14 protein-coding genes are annotated in these 16,025 nt (G+C 68.4%); 9 read left to right on the top strand and 5 right to left on the bottom strand.

Annotated elements, in window-relative coordinates:
- Positions 1 to 134: 134 nt before the first annotated feature.
- The 5 genes from BUB09_RS04150 to BUB09_RS04130 are packed head-to-tail and all read left to right on the top strand — an operon-like array spanning position 135 to position 5,555.
- Positions 135 to 2,639, top strand: coding sequence for a DNA topoisomerase I (locus BUB09_RS04150; RefSeq protein ID WP_072894576.1), 2,505 nt, complete (start codon positions 135 to 137; stop codon positions 2,637 to 2,639).
- 3 nt (positions 2,640 to 2,642) lie between these two features.
- Positions 2,643 to 3,227, top strand: coding sequence for an L-threonylcarbamoyladenylate synthase type 1 TsaC (gene tsaC / locus BUB09_RS04145; protein WP_175550104.1), 585 nt, complete (start codon positions 2,643 to 2,645; stop codon positions 3,225 to 3,227).
- Between the two features lie 16 nt (positions 3,228 to 3,243).
- Positions 3,244 to 4,155, top strand: a complete 912-nt coding sequence (hemF, locus tag BUB09_RS04140; protein WP_072894575.1) for an oxygen-dependent coproporphyrinogen oxidase — start codon at positions 3,244 to 3,246, stop codon at positions 4,153 to 4,155.
- A gap of 7 nt (positions 4,156 to 4,162) precedes the next feature.
- Entirely contained in the window at positions 4,163 to 5,101 is a 939-nt protein-coding gene (locus BUB09_RS04135) for a hydrogen peroxide-inducible genes activator (RefSeq protein WP_072894574.1), read from the top strand.
- A 25-nt stretch (positions 5,102 to 5,126) separates the two neighbouring features.
- A complete protein-coding gene (locus tag BUB09_RS04130; RefSeq protein WP_072894573.1) occupies positions 5,127 to 5,555 on the top strand; it encodes a DUF1499 domain-containing protein in 429 nt (142 codons plus the stop codon).
- A 21-nt stretch (positions 5,556 to 5,576) separates the two neighbouring features.
- Here BUB09_RS04130 and BUB09_RS04125 read toward each other — a convergent pair whose 3' ends face one another.
- Positions 5,577 to 6,911, bottom strand: coding sequence for a peptidoglycan-binding domain-containing protein (locus BUB09_RS04125; protein ID WP_072894572.1), 1,335 nt, complete (start codon positions 6,909 to 6,911; stop codon positions 5,577 to 5,579).
- A gap of 158 nt (positions 6,912 to 7,069) precedes the next feature.
- Between BUB09_RS04125 and BUB09_RS04120 the strand changes: the two genes are divergently transcribed.
- Positions 7,070 to 9,088: a lytic transglycosylase domain-containing protein gene (locus BUB09_RS04120; protein WP_175550103.1), complete on the top strand. Its 2,019-nt coding sequence runs from the start codon at positions 7,070 to 7,072 to the stop codon at positions 9,086 to 9,088.
- Positions 9,085 to 10,332, top strand: coding sequence for a multifunctional CCA addition/repair protein (locus BUB09_RS04115; protein WP_072894569.1), 1,248 nt, complete (start codon positions 9,085 to 9,087; stop codon positions 10,330 to 10,332). Before BUB09_RS04120 ends, BUB09_RS04115 begins: the two co-directional genes overlap by 4 nt.
- Positions 10,333 to 10,410: 78 nt before the next feature.
- Here the strand turns inward: BUB09_RS04115 and BUB09_RS17455 are convergent, their stop codons facing one another.
- A complete protein-coding gene (locus BUB09_RS17455) occupies positions 10,411 to 11,649 on the bottom strand; it encodes an OmpA family protein (RefSeq protein ID WP_072894567.1) in 1,239 nt (412 codons plus the stop codon).
- Positions 11,650 to 11,764: 115 nt separating this feature from the next.
- Positions 11,765 to 12,538, bottom strand: coding sequence for an undecaprenyl-diphosphate phosphatase (locus tag BUB09_RS04105; protein ID WP_072894564.1), 774 nt, complete (start codon positions 12,536 to 12,538; stop codon positions 11,765 to 11,767).
- Between the two features lie 138 nt (positions 12,539 to 12,676).
- Here BUB09_RS04105 and BUB09_RS04100 point away from each other — a divergent pair, with 138 nt between their 5' ends.
- Positions 12,677 to 13,450 carry an SDR family oxidoreductase gene (locus BUB09_RS04100; RefSeq protein ID WP_072894561.1) on the top strand — a complete coding sequence of 258 codons (774 nt, stop codon included), beginning with the start codon at positions 12,677 to 12,679 and terminating at the stop codon, positions 13,448 to 13,450.
- Positions 13,451 to 13,463: 13 nt separating this feature from the next.
- Here BUB09_RS04100 and BUB09_RS04095 read toward each other — a convergent pair whose 3' ends face one another.
- Complete coding sequence (locus BUB09_RS04095) at positions 13,464 to 14,240, bottom strand: NRDE family protein (protein ID WP_072894558.1); 777 nt, start codon at positions 14,238 to 14,240, stop codon at positions 13,464 to 13,466.
- Positions 14,241 to 14,322: 82 nt separating this feature from the next.
- Here BUB09_RS04095 and BUB09_RS04090 point away from each other — a divergent pair, with 82 nt between their 5' ends.
- A complete protein-coding gene (locus BUB09_RS04090; protein WP_175550102.1) occupies positions 14,323 to 15,192 on the top strand; it encodes an EcsC family protein in 870 nt (289 codons plus the stop codon).
- On the opposite strand, the gene BUB09_RS04085 is transcribed toward BUB09_RS04090, so the two are convergent.
- Complete coding sequence (locus BUB09_RS04085; RefSeq protein WP_245793122.1) at positions 15,193 to 15,990, bottom strand: M14 family murein peptide amidase A; 798 nt, start codon at positions 15,988 to 15,990, stop codon at positions 15,193 to 15,195.
- Positions 15,991 to 16,025: the final 35 nt, after the last annotated feature.

Genomic DNA, 16,025 nt, shown 5'->3' with positions numbered 1-16,025 from the left:
CAGCTCGCATCCGGGCTTGACTTGGCGCCGGACCCGAACCCCGCTCGCTAGACATTGGCGTCGGCTTGCCCTTATAAGCACGGTCCCCGCGGGCTCGGCGCCTGCGTTACGCAGCGGCACGAAGCAGCGGTGCAATGAGCAAAAACCTGGTCATCGTCGAATCGCCGGCCAAGGCGAAGACGATCAAAAAGTATCTGGGCAAGGACTACGAAGTCCTGGCGTCCTATGGGCACGTCCGCGATCTGGTGCCCAAGGACGGCGCCGTGGATACGACCGGTAGCTTCGACATGAAGTACCAGGTGATCGACCGCAACGAGAAGCACGTGCGGGCCATCATCGCGGCGCTGAAGGACGCCGACACGCTGCTGCTGGCGACCGACCCTGACCGCGAAGGCGAGGCGATCAGCTGGCATCTGGTCGAGTTGCTGCGCGAAAAGAACGTGCTCAAGGGCAAGCCGGTCAAGCGCGTCGTGTTTCACGAAATCACCGAACGCGCCGTGGCCGAGGCCGTGGCGCATCCGCGCGACATTGCCTACGACCTGGTCAACGCCCAGCAGGCGCGGCGGGCGCTCGATTATCTGGTCGGCTTCAACCTGTCGCCGCTGCTGTGGCGCAAGGTGCAGCCAGGCTTGTCGGCCGGGCGCGTGCAGTCGCCAGCGCTGCGGCTGATCTGCGAGCGCGAAGAGGAAATCAAGGCGTTCAAGCCGCAGGAATACTGGACGCTCGACGCGCGCGCGCAGAAAGACGTGCAGAGCTTCGGCGCCAAGCTGACCGAACTCGACGGCCAGAAAGTCGAACAGTTCACGCTGACCGATGCCGGCGGCGCCGATGCCGCCAAGGTGCGGATCCTGGCCGCGGCGCAGGGTTCGCTGAAAGTGGTGGCGGTCGACAAGAAGCAGCGCCGGCGCAACCCGTCGCCGCCGTTCACGACCTCGACCTTGCAGCAGGAAGCCAACCGCAAGCTCGGCTTCACGTCGAGCCGCACGATGCGCGCTGCGCAGCAGTTGTACGAAGGCGTCGACCTCGGCGGCGAAACCGTCGGCTTGATCAGCTACATGCGTACCGACTCGGTCAGCCTGGCGCAGGAAGCGATCAGCGAGTTGCGCAAGGTGATCGCCAAGGAATTCGGCGACAAGGCGCTGCCGCCCGAGCCGCGCTACTTCAAGAGCAAGAGCAAGAACGCCCAGGAAGCGCACGAAGCGGTGCGCCCGACATCGGCTGCACGCACGCCGCGCGCAGTGGCGCGCTACCTGACGCCCGACCAAGCCAAGCTCTACGAGCTGATCTGGAAGCGGACGATGGCCTGCCAGATGACGCCGGCCGTTTTCGACACAGTCGCCGCCGATTTGAAGGCCGGGCAGCTGCACACGTTCCGCGCCAACGGTTCGGTACTGCTCGAACCCGGCTTTCTGGCCGCGTACAACATCAAGGTCACCGACCCGCTCGACAAGAGCGACGACGATGACGAAGACGACAAGCGCCTGCCGGTGCTCGAAGTCGGCGAAGTGGTCAACCTGCTCGACCTCGACGCCGAACAGCATTTCACGCAGCCGCCGCCGCGTTACACCGAAGCCAGCCTGGTCAAGACGCTCGAAGAGTTCGACATCGGCCGTCCGTCGACCTACGCCTCGATCATCAGCACGCTGCAGGCGCGCGAGTACGTGCGGCTCGACAGCAAGCAGTTCACGCCGACCGACGTCGGCATGATCGTCAACAAGTTCCTGACCGATCACTTCACGCAATACGTCGACTACGAGTTCACCGCCAAGCTCGAAGACGACCTCGACGCCGTGTCGCGCGGTGAGCGCGAATGGGTGCCGCTGCTGGCCGATTTCTGGGGTGCGTTCAAGCCGCGCGTCGACGAGAAGATGGAGCTGACGCGTCAGGAAGTGTCCGAGACGCGGCAGATCGGCATTGATCCGGCCTCGGGCAAGCCGGTGTCGGCGCGACTGGGTCGCTATGGTCCTTTCGTGCAGATCGGCACCAAGGACGACACCGACAAGCCGCGCTTCGCCAGCCTGCGCGCCAACCAGCGCATCGACACGATCACGCTGGCCGACGCGCTGGCGCTGTTCCAGCTGCCGCGCCGGCTCGGCACGCTGCCCAACGGCGAGGAAGTCGACGTCAACATCGGCCGCTTCGGGCCGTATGTCCGTCACGGCAAGAGCTTCGTGTCGCTCAAGCGCGACGACGATCCGTACACGATCGGTCTGCCGCGCGCGATCGAGTTGATCGAGCAGAAGGCAGCGGCGCTGGAAGCCGCGACGATCAAGGTCTTCGAAGGCGCCGGCATCCGCATCGTCAAGGGCCGCTTCGGCCCGTACATCACCGACGGCACGCGCCGCGCGAACATTCCCAAGACCCGCGAGCCGGAGTCACTGTCGGCGCTCGACTGCGAGTTCTTCTTGAACGAAGCGGCCGAGAAGGACAAGGCCGCTGGCGGCAAGAAGGGCGCCAAGGGCAAGGCCGCCAGCAAGGCCCCCGCCAAGCCGGCTGCTAACGCGCCGGTCTTGAAAAAAGCCGCGGCCACCAAGAAAACCGCCGTGAAGAAAGCAGCGGTCAAGAAAACCGCTGCAAAGAAACCCGCCGTCAAGAAGGCCACGGCCAAGAAAAAGCCGGCCGCCAAAAAGAAGAAGTAAGCCGTGAGTGACGACCGCCGGGCCCCACGCGGGCCGCAACTGAGCACGATCCATCTGCGCAAGGCCGCGCGCGCGCTGCGCAGCGGCAACTTGATCGCCTACCCGACTGAAGCCGTCTGGGGCTTGGGCTGCGATCCGAACGACGAGTCGGCGGTGATGCAGTTGCTGGCGCTGAAGCAGCGTCCGGTCGAGAAGGGCCTGATCGTGATCGCCTCGGACTTCGCCGACATCGAGCACTGGCTGCAGCCGATGAACGAGAAGATCGAGGACCGCGCGTTCCGCACCTGGCCGGGCCCGCATACCTGGCTGTGGCCGGCAACGCCCGAGGCGCCGCGCTGGATCACCGGCGGCAGCAGCAAGATCGCCGTGCGGATCACGCGCCATCCGCCGGCCGTCGAGCTGTGCGACCAGCTCGGTCCGCTGGTGTCGACCAGCTGCAACCGGGCTGGACAACCGCCGGCCAAGACCGCGACCCACGTGCGCCTGAGCTTCGGCCCGGAACTGGTCGTGGTTCCCGGCCCGGTCGGCCGCTCGCCGCGGCCGACGACGATCCGCGACCTGGTCAGCGGTCGCACGGTCCGCGCCTGAGGGAGCTGCGTCCGCGATGAACGCCGCCGCCGTCGAGGCCTATCTGCGTGATCTGCAGGACCGCATCTGCGCCGGCCTGAGCGAGGATGACGGGCAGGCCTTTGCCCGCGACGCCTGGCGCAAGCCAGACGATGCGCCGCTGCGCGGCGACGGCGTCACGCGCATCCTCGAAGACGGCGCGCTGTTCGAGCGCGCTGGCGTCGGCTTTTCGCTGGTGTCGGGCGACCGGCTGCCACCGTCGGCCAGCGCGCAACGACCCGAGCTGGCCGGCCGCTCGTTTCGCGCGATGGGCGTGTCGCTGGTGCTGCACCCGCGCAACCCGTTCGTGCCGACCGTGCACTTGAACGTGCGGATGTTCCTGGCGGAAAAGCCCGGCGAGGCGCCGGTGTGGTGGTTCGGCGGCGGCTTCGATCTGACGCCGTACTACGTGTTCGAACCCGACGTGATCGCCTGGCACCGCGCAGCGCAGCAGGCTTGCGCGCCGTTCGGCGCCGACGTCTATCGACGGCTCAAGCAGCAGTGCGACGAGTATTTCTATCTGAAGCATCGCGGCGAAACGCGCGGCGTCGGCGGCTTGTTCTACGACGACTGGAGCGAAGGCGGCTTCGACGCCAGCTTCGGCTTGATGCGCAGCGTCGGCGATGCGTTTCTGCCGGCGTATCGGGCGATCGTCGCGCAGCGCCGCGACACGCCGTATGGTGAGCGCGAACGCCAGTGGCAGCTGATGCGGCGCGGGCGCTATGTCGAATTCAATCTGGTGTTCGACCGCGGCACGCTGTTCGGCCTGCAGTCCGGCGGCCGTACCGAATCGATCCTGATGTCGATGCCGCCGCTGGCGCGCTGGCAGTACGACGCCCAGCCCGAACCCGGCAGCGCCGAGGCGGCACTGGCGCACTACCTCAAACCCCGCGACTGGCTCTCAAGCTGAGGCGCTGATGACGCTGACCGAGCTGCGGTATCTGGTCAATCTGGACAAGGAGCGGCACTTCGGCCGCGCGGCCGAGCGTTCGTTCGTGTCGCAGCCGACGCTGTCGGTGGCGGTCAAGAAGCTCGAAGACGAGCTGGGCGTGCTGCTGTTCGAGCGCAATCGCGGCGAAGCGCGGCCGACGCCGGTCGGCGAGCGCGTGATCACCCAGGCGCGCCGCGTGCTGGCCGAAGCCAAGCTGATCGACGATTTGGCGCGCGAAGGCCGCGACGAGCTGGCCGGGCCGCTGCGCTTCGGCGCGATCTACACGGTCGGCCCGTACCTGCTGCCGCAGCTGATCCCGGTGATCCGGCAGAGCGCGCCGCAAATGCCGCTGATGATCGAGGAAAACTTCACCGCCAAATTGCTCGAACAGCTGCGCGACAACGAGCTGGACGTGATCGCGGTGGCCTTGCCGGTTGATCTGCAAGGCTTGTCGGCCTGGCCGCTGTACGACGAGGACTTCGTCGTGCTGATGCCGCAGGACCACCGCTGGAAGGACGAAACCGAGATTCCGGCGCGGCGCTTGGCCGAAGAACAGCTGCTTCTGCTCGGCCCCGGCCACTGCTTCCGCGAACAAGTGGTGCAGGCCTGCCCCAAGTGCGTCGAACCCGACGGCGACGGCCCGCGGCCGCAGACCGGCAGCTCGCTGGAGACGATCCGGCACATGGTCGCCGGCGGCCTGGGCATCACCGTGCTGCCGCGTTCCTCGGTCGAGAACCGCGGCGATGAGGCCGGCTTAATCGTGGCCAAGCCGTTCGCCCCGCGCGCGCCGACGCGGCGTATCGCGCTGGTCTGGCGCAAAACCTATCCCCGCCTGGCGGCGATCGCCGCCTTGCGCGATGCCATCCTCGCCTGCCCGCTGCGCGGCGTGACGATGCTGCCGGACGAAACGCGGCAGGAACATTGAGTCGCCGACCCGAGCCGAGGCGCACATGAGCCTGCTGAAGATTCACTTGAAACGCCCGGCCACGCTCGGGCTGCACGACGGTCGCCTCGCACCCTGCCCGGACGATCGCGCCAACTGCGTCTGCAGTCAGCAACAGGCCGACGTGCCCGGCGAGCTGGGGCCCAAGCACATCCATCCGTTGAAGTACGCCGGCAGCGGCGGCGATGCGATGACGCGACTGCTCGCCGTGTTGCTGGCCACGCCGCGCTGCACGCTGGTGACGCAGACGCCCCACTACCTCCATGCCGAGTTCGAGACGGCGCTGCTGGGCATGGTCCACGACGTGGAGTTCGTGCTGGCGCCCGAGGAATCGGTGATCCATGTGCGCTCGGCGGCGCGGATCGGGTTGTCGGATTTCGGCGTCAACCGCGCGCGCGTCGAAGAACTGCGCGAGCGTTTCGACGACGCCGACTAGCGGCGCCACGCAACGGCGCGCTCAGCTGATGCCGACGCCCAGCGTCTGCAGCGTCTGCAGGTTCAAGTAGCGATCTTCGGGCAAGCCGCGTGCACGCTGGTAGGCATTGAGTGCATCGAGCGTTCGCGGACCAGCACGGCCATCGCTCGGGCCGGGGTCGTAGCCTTCGCGGCGCAGCGCGTCCTGCACGCGGCGCACGGTGCGCTCGTTGATGTTGGTTTCACACAGCACCGGCCGCCATTCCAGCGTCGCCGGCACGGCCAGTTCGCGCGTCGTGTACGTGGCCATCTGATCGGGCACGCGCACTGTTTGATAGCCGGCGGGCGCGACCAGCTTCTGTACCGGCATCGCGCCGCGCTGCTCGGGCACCATCACGCGCCGCACCTGGGCCGGCTGGTCGATTACGCGGCGCGTCACGGTCCGGTATTCGCCCGGCACCTGCACCTGACGCATCTCGGGCTGCTGCTTGAGCACCTTGCGCGTCACGGTCCGGTACACGGCCGGCTCTTCGACCAGGCACAGAATCTCGCCGGTGGCATTGTCGACGCGCTGGATCGGCCCGCGACCGCGCTTCCAGACCTGGGTGGCCGGCTTTTCGAGCACGCGCTCGGTGACGGTTTCATAGACCGGCTCGGTCGCCAGATAGCGCACCGTCGGCGGCGATACCTCGACCTGCTCGGTCACGGTCTTGAATGTCGCCGGGATGACTTCCAGACGCTCGTAGCTTTCCTGCGCGATGTAGTCCTGCGTCACCGTCTGGTAACGCGCTGGCGTGATCTGCATCGCGTCATAGCCGGGCCGGGCCAGGTACTGGCGCTGCTGCGTGCGGTACTGCTCCGGCGTGCGCACCAGGGCGAAGCACTCGCCGGGTCGCGCCGACTGCGGCATCGGCGGGATGCTGGCCGACGCGCTGATGTTGCGGACACCCGCGTAGTAATCGGTGCCGGCATAGCCGGCGTCGCCGGACACGACCGTGGTCGGGATCAGCGCCGGCTGCACGCCGCTGGTGATCGCGCCGGTGGTCGTCATCGAGCTTAGACCGGCGCCGCTGCGCTGCCACTGCGACAGCCGTTCGGCCGTGGCGCGCTGTTCGTCTTCGGCGCGCGTCGACGGCTTGTAGGCGGGCGTGCCGATCACGTTCGGCGGCGGAATCAGCTCCGACTCGAAAGCCGGACGCGGCGGCGCGCCGGTGTCGTAGATCGAGAAGCGCGGTCCGCCGCCGACGACCGCTTCGGTGGGCGCCGGGATGTCGGCATAGGACGGCAGAGCGTCAACGCGGCCACCGCCGGAGGCGCAGGCTGAAACCAGTACCACCAGTCCTGATCCGACCAAGGCGTGGCGCCGCAAGCTGAGCATGGATCCCTTTATGGTCCGGCAGTTTCGAACCTGTGAGCCCGATGGTAGCAGCGGCTTGGTCGAACGTGCGTCGACCGGGATACTTTGTCCAGCCGGCCAGCGCGTCGTCGACAGGGCCTAGAATGCGGCCGATGAACACCAAGCGGGTGCACCCCAAATTGTCCCCGATCGCCCGCGTGCTCGGGCTGTCGCTCGGCTGGTTGCTGGCGTCGATGCCGGCGCTCGCGCAGGACGATCGCGACGCGGCCGTGCGTGCCGAGTTCATGCAGCAGATCGACGCGCTCGACGCGATGCCGTCGCCGCAAGCCGGCAGCGCCACCGGCGTCGCGTCCGAGGCGCTGCGACAGTACGTGTTGTACCCCTACCTGGAGGCCCAGCGTCTTCGGGCGCCACTGCGCTTCGGTCTGCCGGCCGATGACGCGGCGATCGCCGCCCTGCTGCTGCGCGACGGCGATGCGCCGTCGGCGCGCGATCTGCGACGCGACTGGCTGCGCGATCTGGCGCGACGGCGCAGCAGCGCGCTGTTCCTGCAGCACTACAGCGAACCGCGCGCCGATGCGGGGCTGCGCTGCGAACGGCTCAATGCCTTGTTCGCAACCCAGGCCGCCGGCACGCCGGACGAGCCGCTACGCAAGGCCGTGCTCGATGTGTGGATGACCGGCGCGCAGCTACCCGATGCCTGCGTCGCGGCGTTCGACCAAGCACGCACCCGTGGCTGGCTGACGCCGACGCTGAATCAGCAACGGGCGCGGCTGGCTCTTGAAGCCGGCAACGCCGACCTGGCCGAGTTCCTGCTGCGCAGCGTGCCCGCCGACGCCGCGCCGACGCTGCGCGCCTGGGCCGCCTTGCTGCGCAACCCGGAACGCGAACTGGACGCGCTGACTGCTGCCGGTCCTGCAGCGCTGGCGGCGCAGGCGCCCGAGGCGCTGGCCGCCGTGATCAGCAAGCTGGGCCGCCGCGACCCGGCGGGCACCGCCACCCGTCTGGATCGTCTGGTCGCCGCTTGCGGCACGCCGTGCCCGTTGGCTTCGCCGGCAACGCCCGGCGAACTGCGCCGCGAAGTCGCGCTTGGCGCCGCTTGGAGCCGGCTGCCGATCACGGTGGCCGCGTTCAAGCAAGTCGACGAAGCAGTCGTCGACGAGCGCGCGCACGAGTGGCGGGTTCGCGCTGCGCTGTGGGCCGGTGACTGGACGCTGGCGCAGCGCTGGCTGGCGGCGATGCCGCCGGCACTGGCCGAGCAGCCGCGCTGGCGCTACTGGCGTGCGCGCGCCGAAGCGCGCCAGGACGCCGGCAACGCCTTGTCGCGCTCGTTGTACCAGGCGCTGGCCGCAGAGAACGGCTTCTACTCGGTGCTGGCCGCACACCAGCTCGGCCAGCCGTATGCGCCGACGCCGATCGCCGCGGCGCGCGACGCGACGCTGCAGCAACAACTGGCGTCACGTCCCGGCATGCAGCGCGCGCGCGAGCTGTGGCGCGCCGGGCGCAACGCATGGTCGAGCCTGGAATGGGGCGAGGAGCTCAAGTCGCTGAGCCGTGACGAGCTGATCCAGGCAGCGCGGCTGGCGCAGACTTGGGGGGCGCAGGCGCAAACGGTGACCGCTGCCAGCAAGGCGCAGGTATTCGACGATTTCGAGCTGCTGTACCCGCGGCCGTTCGAACGAGACGTGGACGCCGCCGCACGGCTCAGCGGCGTGCCGTCGAACTGGATCTACGCGGTGATGCGCCAGGAAAGCCTGTACGACCCGCGCGCGCGTTCGCGTGCCGACGCGCTGGGCCTGCTGCAGATGCTGCTGGGCACCGCGCGCGACACCGCGCGTCGCCAGCAGCAGCCACTGCCGGGCGCCGACGATTTGTTCGATCCGTCGATCAATACGCGGCTTGGCGCCTTGCATCTGCGCGAACTGCTGCAGCGCTACGACCAACGCTTCGTGCTCGTGCTCGGCGCCTACAACGCAGGGCCCAAGCCGGTCGCGCGCTGGCAACCGAGCGCCGCGGCGCTCGACGCCGACGTCTGGATCGAGAACGTGCCGTACAACGAAACGCGCAGTTACATCCAGCGGGTGATTTGGCACAGCGTCGTGTTCGGCTGGCGCGGCGACGGCCAGCCTCAGCGCGCCGGCGCGCTGCTCAAGCCGATCACTCCGGCCGCGGTCGCCAGCGGCGCTGACGCGCGATGAAGCGCTACCTGGTCGGTGGCGCGGTGCGCGACGCGCTGCTTGGGCGCCCGGTCACCGAGCGCGACTGGGTCGTCGTCGGCGCCACGCCCGAGCAGATGCTGGCGGCCGGCTATCGGCCGGTCGGTCGCGACTTTCCGGTGTTTCTCGACCCGCAGACGCGCGAGGAGACGGCGCTGGCGCGCACGGAGCGCAAAAGCGGGCGCGGCTATCGCGGCTTCGTCATGGATGCCTCGCCTGAAGTGACGCTCGAAGAGGACCTGCGCCGCCGCGATCTGACCGTCAACGCGATGGCGCAGGACGACGATGGCGCGATCATCGACCCGTATGGCGGTCGCGCGGATCTCGCCGACCGCGTGCTGCGCCATGTGTCGGACTCGTTCGCCGAAGACCCGGTCCGCATCCTGCGGCTGGCGCGCTTCCACGCCCGCTACGCACCGCGCGGCTTCAGCATCGCCGACGAAACGATGGACTTGATGCGCGCGATGGTCGCCGACGGCGAAGCCGACCACTTGGTGGCCGAGCGCGTCTGGAAGGAAACCGAACGGGCGCTGATGGAATCCGAGCGCCCCAGCGTCTACTTCGAAGACCTGGAGGCCTGCGGCGCGCTGGCCCGCGTGATGCCCGAGCTGGCGGCCTTGCGCGGTGTGCCGCAGCGAGCCGACTACCATCCCGAAGTCGATTCGCTGCGCCATGTGCTGATGTGCGTCGACGTCGCGTCCGTGTCGGATCAGCCGCTGACGGTGCGGGTCGCCGCGCTGCTGCACGACTTGGGCAAGGCGGCGACGCCACCGACACAGTGGCCGCGCCATGTGATGCACGAGGAGCGCGGCGTGCCGCTGGTGGCGCAGTTCTGCGAACGGCTGCGCGTGCCCAATCCCTGCCGCGACCTGGCGCTGGCGGTCACGCGCGACCACTTGAATGTGCACCGCGCGCTCGAACTGCGTGCCGACACCCTGTTCGCGCTGCTGGAGCGGCTGCAGGCGTTCAAGAAAGGCGGCGAGTTTTTCGAGCAGGCGCTGCAAGCCTGCCTGTGCGATGCCCGCGGTCGGCTCGGCAAGGAGCAGGCGGACTATCCGCCGGTGGACTATCTGCGTCAGGCGCGTGCCGAAGCGCTGCGGGTGCAGGCGGCCGACGTGATGCGCGAGGGTTACAGCGGGCCGGCGGTCAGTGAACAGATCGCTGTGCGGCGGGTGCAGCAACTCAAAGCCTGGAAGCAGCAGCGCGGCGATGGCCTGCCGCGCTGAGCGTCAACAAAGTTGAGAAGCCGTCACGGGCCCGTGACGCGCTGAGGCATCACGGACCAGTGCGGCGATCGCGCTGCGTCAGGGGCGCGCCTGCACGCTCTCGACGTTGCCGCTGCTGGCGGTGACTTTCAGCTCGGTGCGGCGGTTGTACTCGCGGCCTTCGTCGGTGCCGTTGTCGGCCACCGGCTGCGTTTCACCATAGCCAACGGCGGTCATCCGGCTGGCCTCGACGCCGCGGCCGGCCAAATACTCCTTGACCGCCAGAGCGCGGCGCTCGGACAGCTTCTGGTTGTAGGCGTCCGAGCCCTTGGAATCGGTATGACCGGCGAGCTCGACCTGAATGTCGGTACGCGCCAGCAAGGCGTCGGAGACCATGTCGAGCAGCACGCGGGCATCCGGCGTCAGCCGCGCCTTGTCGAACTCGAAGGTCACGCCGCGCAGCACGACCTTGTCGCCGACCTTGCAACCGTCGAGCGAGAACGACTGACCGGCAGCGGGTGCGTCGCAGGCCGGCGCCGGCGCGGGTGCCGGCTCGGCGACCGGCGCTTCGACGACATCGACCGGCGGCGCGGGCTCCGGCGCCGGTTCGGCCGGGGCGGGCGTCGAGCCAAAGCCGTAGCGCAGCGTCAGCAGCGCGGTGTCGGCGCGATAGCGGAACTTGACGCGGGTTTCCGGCTGGTCGTCGACCAAGTTCAGCTTGCTGCGCTGGGCTTCGACGTAACGGTAGTCCAGCGACAGCGTCCAGTTGGGGCTCAGGTCGATGCCGATGCCGGCGCCGCCCTGGTAGGCAAACTTGACGTCGCTGTCGTTGCGGAAAGCCTGACCGTCATAGCCGGCATCGTTGAACTCGACCCGCAGCGCGCCGATGCCGCCACCGATGTACGGACGGATGCGCGAGCTCTTGAACAGGTCGAACCACAGGTTGGCCATCGCCGTCTGCGCGTCCTGGCTACCGCGCACGCCGGTGGCATCGACGCCGTCAGGCTGCAGCACGGCGTTGAGGCCGAACGTGGCCAGCCGGATGCGCTTGAGGTCGTCACTGCGGTACATCAGCTCCAGTTCCGGACGCAGGCCGTTGGAAAACGCGTGGCCGACGACCAGCCCGCCCGCCCAACCGGTATCGAAATTCACCTTGCCGATCGCAGTGCCGCCGAGCAGCGGGCCGTCGTTGTTCGGGTAGATGATCGTAAAGTTCTGATCCTTCAGGAAGTTGGCGCCGCCAACCAAGCCCAGGTAGGTGCCGTCGGCAGCCGATGCCGCGATGGGCAGTCCTGCGACCGCGACGACTGCAGCCCGATGCCACGTCCCGAAACCCATCTGTTTGCGTCCCTGATGTTTGCCCACGTTGCCCTGCTCCCATTCAAAAATTCTGCTGCGAAATACGAATTAAACGGGTCGGAAGATGCAAGAATCCGACCTCGTGATGCTGGCGTCATAAAAAGGCGAGCAATACAACGCCCAGCGCGATGCGGTAACCGGCGAAAACATTGAAATTATGGGTCGCCACATACCGCAATAACCATTTGACCGAAACGAACCCGGTCAGCGCCGACATCAGCGTCGCGGCGAGCAACTCGCCCCAGGGCTCGTCGGCCAGACCGCCGGCACGGGCCAGGCTCAAGGTCTCGACCGCACTGGCGGCGAACATCGTCGGGATTCCGATCAAAAACGCAAACTCGGCGGCCTTGGGCCGGTCGGTCAGGCCCAGTAGCATCGCCGCAAAGATCGCGGCCGCCGAGCGCGACGTACCCGGAAACACGCCCGCCAGCACTTGGGCGACACCGACGGCGATGGCCAGCTTCCAGGTGACGTCGACCGCGACTTCCTGACGCTTGGCCCACAATTCAATCAGCAGGATGGCAACGCCACCCAAAATCAAAGCCAAGGCCACCGGTGTGACCGTTTCCGGCAGCTTGTAACCCAGCTTCTTGACCACCAGGCCCAGCACCGCCGTAACCGCGAACGAAGCGGCCAGCTTGAGGCTGTAGTCGCGGGCGACCGGGTCCCGCCAACCGGTCGCCAGCTCCACCAGGCGGTGACGATAGACCAGGGTCACCGCGAGAATCGCACCGGCCTGGATGACGATGTTGAACAGGTCCGAGCGGCGGCCGAGCCAGTGTTCGGCGATCAGCAAGTGCCCGGTGCTGGAGATCGGCAGAAATTCGGTCAGGCCTTCGATGAGGCCGAGCAACAGCGCTTCGAGCATGAGCTTCGTCGTGGAGGGCGGGCAGCGGAATCACACTGCGCGGCCGGAGGGGGTATTGGGCGACAATCGCCGATGTTCAGGCGGTCGCTGGTGCGGTCGCCGCTCTATTCCGATAACACGATGATAAAGGGGAGACCCATGACAGCGCTTGTCAGCGGCAGTCAGCCGCGCGACGCGGCTCACGCAGCACCGGTGGCGATTCTGACCGGCGCCAGCCGGCGCATTGGGTCGGCGATCGCCCGCGACCTGCATGCGCTCGGCTGGCGCTTGCTGCTGCACTACCGCAGCGGTCCGGAAGCCGCCGCGCTCGAAGCCGAGCTCAATGCGACGCGCAGCGGGTCGGCATTCACGCTGCAGGGCGACCTTGCCGACGCTGGGCTGCCCGAGCGGATCGTAAGCGAGGCGATGGCGCGTTTCGGCCGCATCGACGCGCTGATCAACAACGCATCGAGCTTCTATCCGACCGCGCTCGACACCCTGACCGCGCCGCAGTTCGACGACTTGCTGACCAGCAACCTGCGCGGCCCGCTGTTCCTGGCCCAAGCCTGCGCCCGTCACATGGGCCCCGGCAGCAGCATCGTCAATCTGCTCGACATCCACGCGCGCAAGCCGATGCCAGGCTACGTCGCCTATTGCGCGGCCAAGGCGGCGCTTTGGTCGGTCACCGAAAGTCTGGCCGTCGAATTGGCGCCGCGCATCCGGGTCAACGGCGTGGCGCCGGGCCGGATGATCTGGGGTGCCGGTGACAATCTCGACGATGCGCAGAAAGCGGCCGAGCAGGCCCGGATCCCGATGGCGCGGCTCGGCGGCGGCGACGAGGTATCGCGCGCGGTCTGCTTCCTGGTGTCGGAGGCAGCGGCTTACGTCAACGGCGCCATCCTGCCGGTCGACGGCGGCTTGAGGCTCGCCTAGACGCGCGGCCGCGTCAGCGTGAGCACCGCAGCGGCACGTCGAGCACGGTGTCGCCTGTCGGCTGCATCTGCGCGTCGTAGCGACGTTCGTGGATCAAAGCCTGCCCATCGGCGCCGATCTGCAGCCACGTCGTACAGCGCGTGCCGTAGCCAGGGCGGTGGATGAAGGCCGGTGCCAGCACGCGCTCGGCTTCAATGCCGACGCCGGTATCGGGCAGCTGCGGGTCGGGCGCCACCTGCCGCGAGCGCATCGCCTCGATCAAGCGATCGCCGTCGGTCTGGCCCGATGCGACCCATTCCTCGATCTGCTGCCGCGCCCACACGGTCTTGGGCCAGGGTGTGTCGAGCTGCGCATTGCTGAGGCCATGAAAGCCGGGATCGACACGGCGCCACTGGGGTCGAGGTCGATTGCTGGCGTAGATCAGGTCGGCGCCGTCCCACAGCAGCAGGTTGAAGCCGCCGTAGTCGGCGGCTGCCGGCATCAGCGCCGCAGCGTAATCGGCCGCACTGCCCTGGCCTCCGAGAAACCCAGCCGTCAGCGACCCGCGTGAGCGGGGGAAGCGCGCCAGATCGCGCGGATCGCGGACATTGGTGACGGCGGCGACGCGCCCGCTGCGGCTCAGGCCGAGCCAGGTTCCGCGCTCGCGAAGGTCGCGGCCGGCGGCGATGTCGGGTGCGTCGTCCCAGTACGCCAGCGGCGCGGCCGGCCGATCCATGAACTCATCACGGTTGGCGATCAGCAACAGGGGCCGCGCGGGGTCGGTCTGCCAAGCGAATGCGATCAGGCACATGGCCGACTTTCGCCAGCCTGTCGCCGTGCTGTCAACGTGCTGCCACTCGCTCGACCGGCACCGATCGCCGTATCGTGGCGCGATGAACGCTTATGAATCGGCCCAACTCGACGCCCTGACCCAATGGCAGAACGAGCCACCGCCGCCGGTGGCGCGCTGGTTCGGTCGGGCCGCCGGGCCCGCCAGCCAAGCCGTGCAGAACCTGATTCCCACCGGTGCGCTGCGTGCCGCGCTCGGCGCGCTGCAAGCGACCGCCGGCCGGCTCAACGGGCACGCCAGCTTGCTCAAGCGCGCCGGCGTCGAGCGCATCGAATTGCTGCGAGACGCCGATCTGGCGCTATGCGACCGACTGGCGCGGCGTGTCGGACAGCGGGCGTCGATGACCGCCGGCAGCGCGGGCGCCGTGCTCGGCGTTGCCGGCGCGGCCGGGCTGGTGGCCGACGTGCCGACGCTGCTGGTGCTGGCGTTCAGAACGATCCAGCGCGTCGGCCTGTGCTACGGCGAGGTGCTCGACGGCGAGGAGGGGCGCCAGTTGGGCCTCGCGATCTTTGCGCTGGCCTCGGCCAATACCGTCGACGAAAAACGCACGGCGCTGGCGGCGCTATCGCGGCCGGTACCGGGCAAGCTGGCGGACGCCGCCTGGCGCGACGGCATCGAGCGCGCGGCCGAACGCGAGCTGGCCAAGGAAGCGGCGATGATGAGCCTGAACAATCTGGCGATGCAGGCGGGCCGGCACCTGGGGTGGCGAAAAGCCGCCGGGTCGCTGCCGGTATTGGGCGCGGTGATCGGCGGGTCGGTCAACGCGTGGTACCTGTGGGACTTGGCGACCGTTGCGCGCTACTGCTTCCAGCAGCGCTGGCTGCAACGGCGCTATGGGACGACGGCATTGGCCGCGACGACGGCGGCGATCACGCCGGACCCGCAGCCCGCGCTGCCGCCGCCCGCGCGTTAGCTAGCGAGACGTTCGCGCCGCACCCGGATCGCGTGTCGGCAGATTGCGCTGCAGCCATCCGATCATGTCCGACCACACTTGCTGCGATTGCACGGGCGTCGGCATCAGGCCGGCGTGCGGCAGCTCCAGCGTGATCACCGGCAGACCCAGGTCCGTGCCCGCGTAGTTGCCCAGCGACCCAGGATAGGTGCCGAGCGGGCTGAGGCGCAGGTAGCCGAAGTATTTCGGCGGATCGGGCGGGCCGTCGTAGTCGAGCACGCCGTACGGCGCGTGCACCGACACGATCGCATCGGGCTGGAACTGGCGGATCTGTTCGACCAGCCAGCGCGTCTCCGGCTCGCTCAGCGGCGCCTTTCCGGGATAGCGCCGTGGGTCGGACTGGGTCTTGGTTTTCCAGTACGCCAGCGCGGTGCGCTGCCAGTCGACGCTGGGGAAGTTGCGGTTCAGGTCGACGCCGGCCCGATTGACCCGGCTGGCGGGGCTAGCGAACAAGCCATCCGGATTGGCATTGGGAATCACGCGCCAGTGGAACGGCTGCGGCTGCTCCCGGTCGAGCTTGCGCATCCACTGGAACACGATGCTGACACTGGTCAGTTCGTCGCCATGGATGCCGCCGATCAGCAATACCCGACTCGGCCGCGTCGATGGCGGCGCCGGCAGGAAATCGCGGTAGAGCAGGGGCCGGCCCATCCGCGTCGCGCTGTCGCCGGCCTGCAAGCGCAGGCGCCGGCAGTCGTCGAACTGAACGCTCTGCAGTCGCTGGCTCAGTTGCTGGCAGGCCTGATCGACGCTGGACAACGGCAGCGGTGCCGCTGCAACGAGCCCGACGACGC

The organism is Hydrocarboniphaga daqingensis (genome assembly GCF_900129825.1).
GTDB lineage: Bacteria > Pseudomonadota > Gammaproteobacteria > Nevskiales > Nevskiaceae > Hydrocarboniphaga > Hydrocarboniphaga daqingensis.
This window is presented reverse-complemented; position numbering and strand designations above follow the sequence as displayed.

Bases quoted from the DNA above. Each gene is read 5' to 3' on its own strand.
- BUB09_RS17455 (WP_072894567.1), bottom strand. From the start codon at position 11,649: ATGGGTTTCGGGACGTGGCATCGGGCTGCAGTCGTCGCGGTCGCAGGA.
- BUB09_RS04130 (WP_072894573.1), top strand. From the start codon at position 5,127: ATGAGCCTGCTGAAGATTCACTTGAAACGCCCGGCCACGCTCGGGCTG.
- BUB09_RS04105 (WP_072894564.1), bottom strand. From the start codon at position 12,538: ATGCTCGAAGCGCTGTTGCTCGGCCTCATCGAAGGCCTGACCGAATTT.
- BUB09_RS04125 (WP_072894572.1), bottom strand. From the start codon at position 6,911: ATGCTCAGCTTGCGGCGCCACGCCTTGGTCGGATCAGGACTGGTGGTA.
- BUB09_RS04090 (WP_175550102.1), top strand. From the start codon at position 14,323: ATGAACGCTTATGAATCGGCCCAACTCGACGCCCTGACCCAATGGCAG.
- BUB09_RS04100 (WP_072894561.1), top strand. From the start codon at position 12,677: ATGACAGCGCTTGTCAGCGGCAGTCAGCCGCGCGACGCGGCTCACGCA.
- hemF (WP_072894575.1), top strand. From the start codon at position 3,244: ATGAACGCCGCCGCCGTCGAGGCCTATCTGCGTGATCTGCAGGACCGC.
- BUB09_RS04115 (WP_072894569.1), top strand. From the start codon at position 9,085: ATGAAGCGCTACCTGGTCGGTGGCGCGGTGCGCGACGCGCTGCTTGGG.
- BUB09_RS04135 (WP_072894574.1), top strand. From the start codon at position 4,163: ATGACGCTGACCGAGCTGCGGTATCTGGTCAATCTGGACAAGGAGCGG.
- BUB09_RS04150 (WP_072894576.1), top strand. From the start codon at position 135: ATGAGCAAAAACCTGGTCATCGTCGAATCGCCGGCCAAGGCGAAGACG.
- BUB09_RS04095 (WP_072894558.1), bottom strand. From the start codon at position 14,240: ATGTGCCTGATCGCATTCGCTTGGCAGACCGACCCCGCGCGGCCCCTG.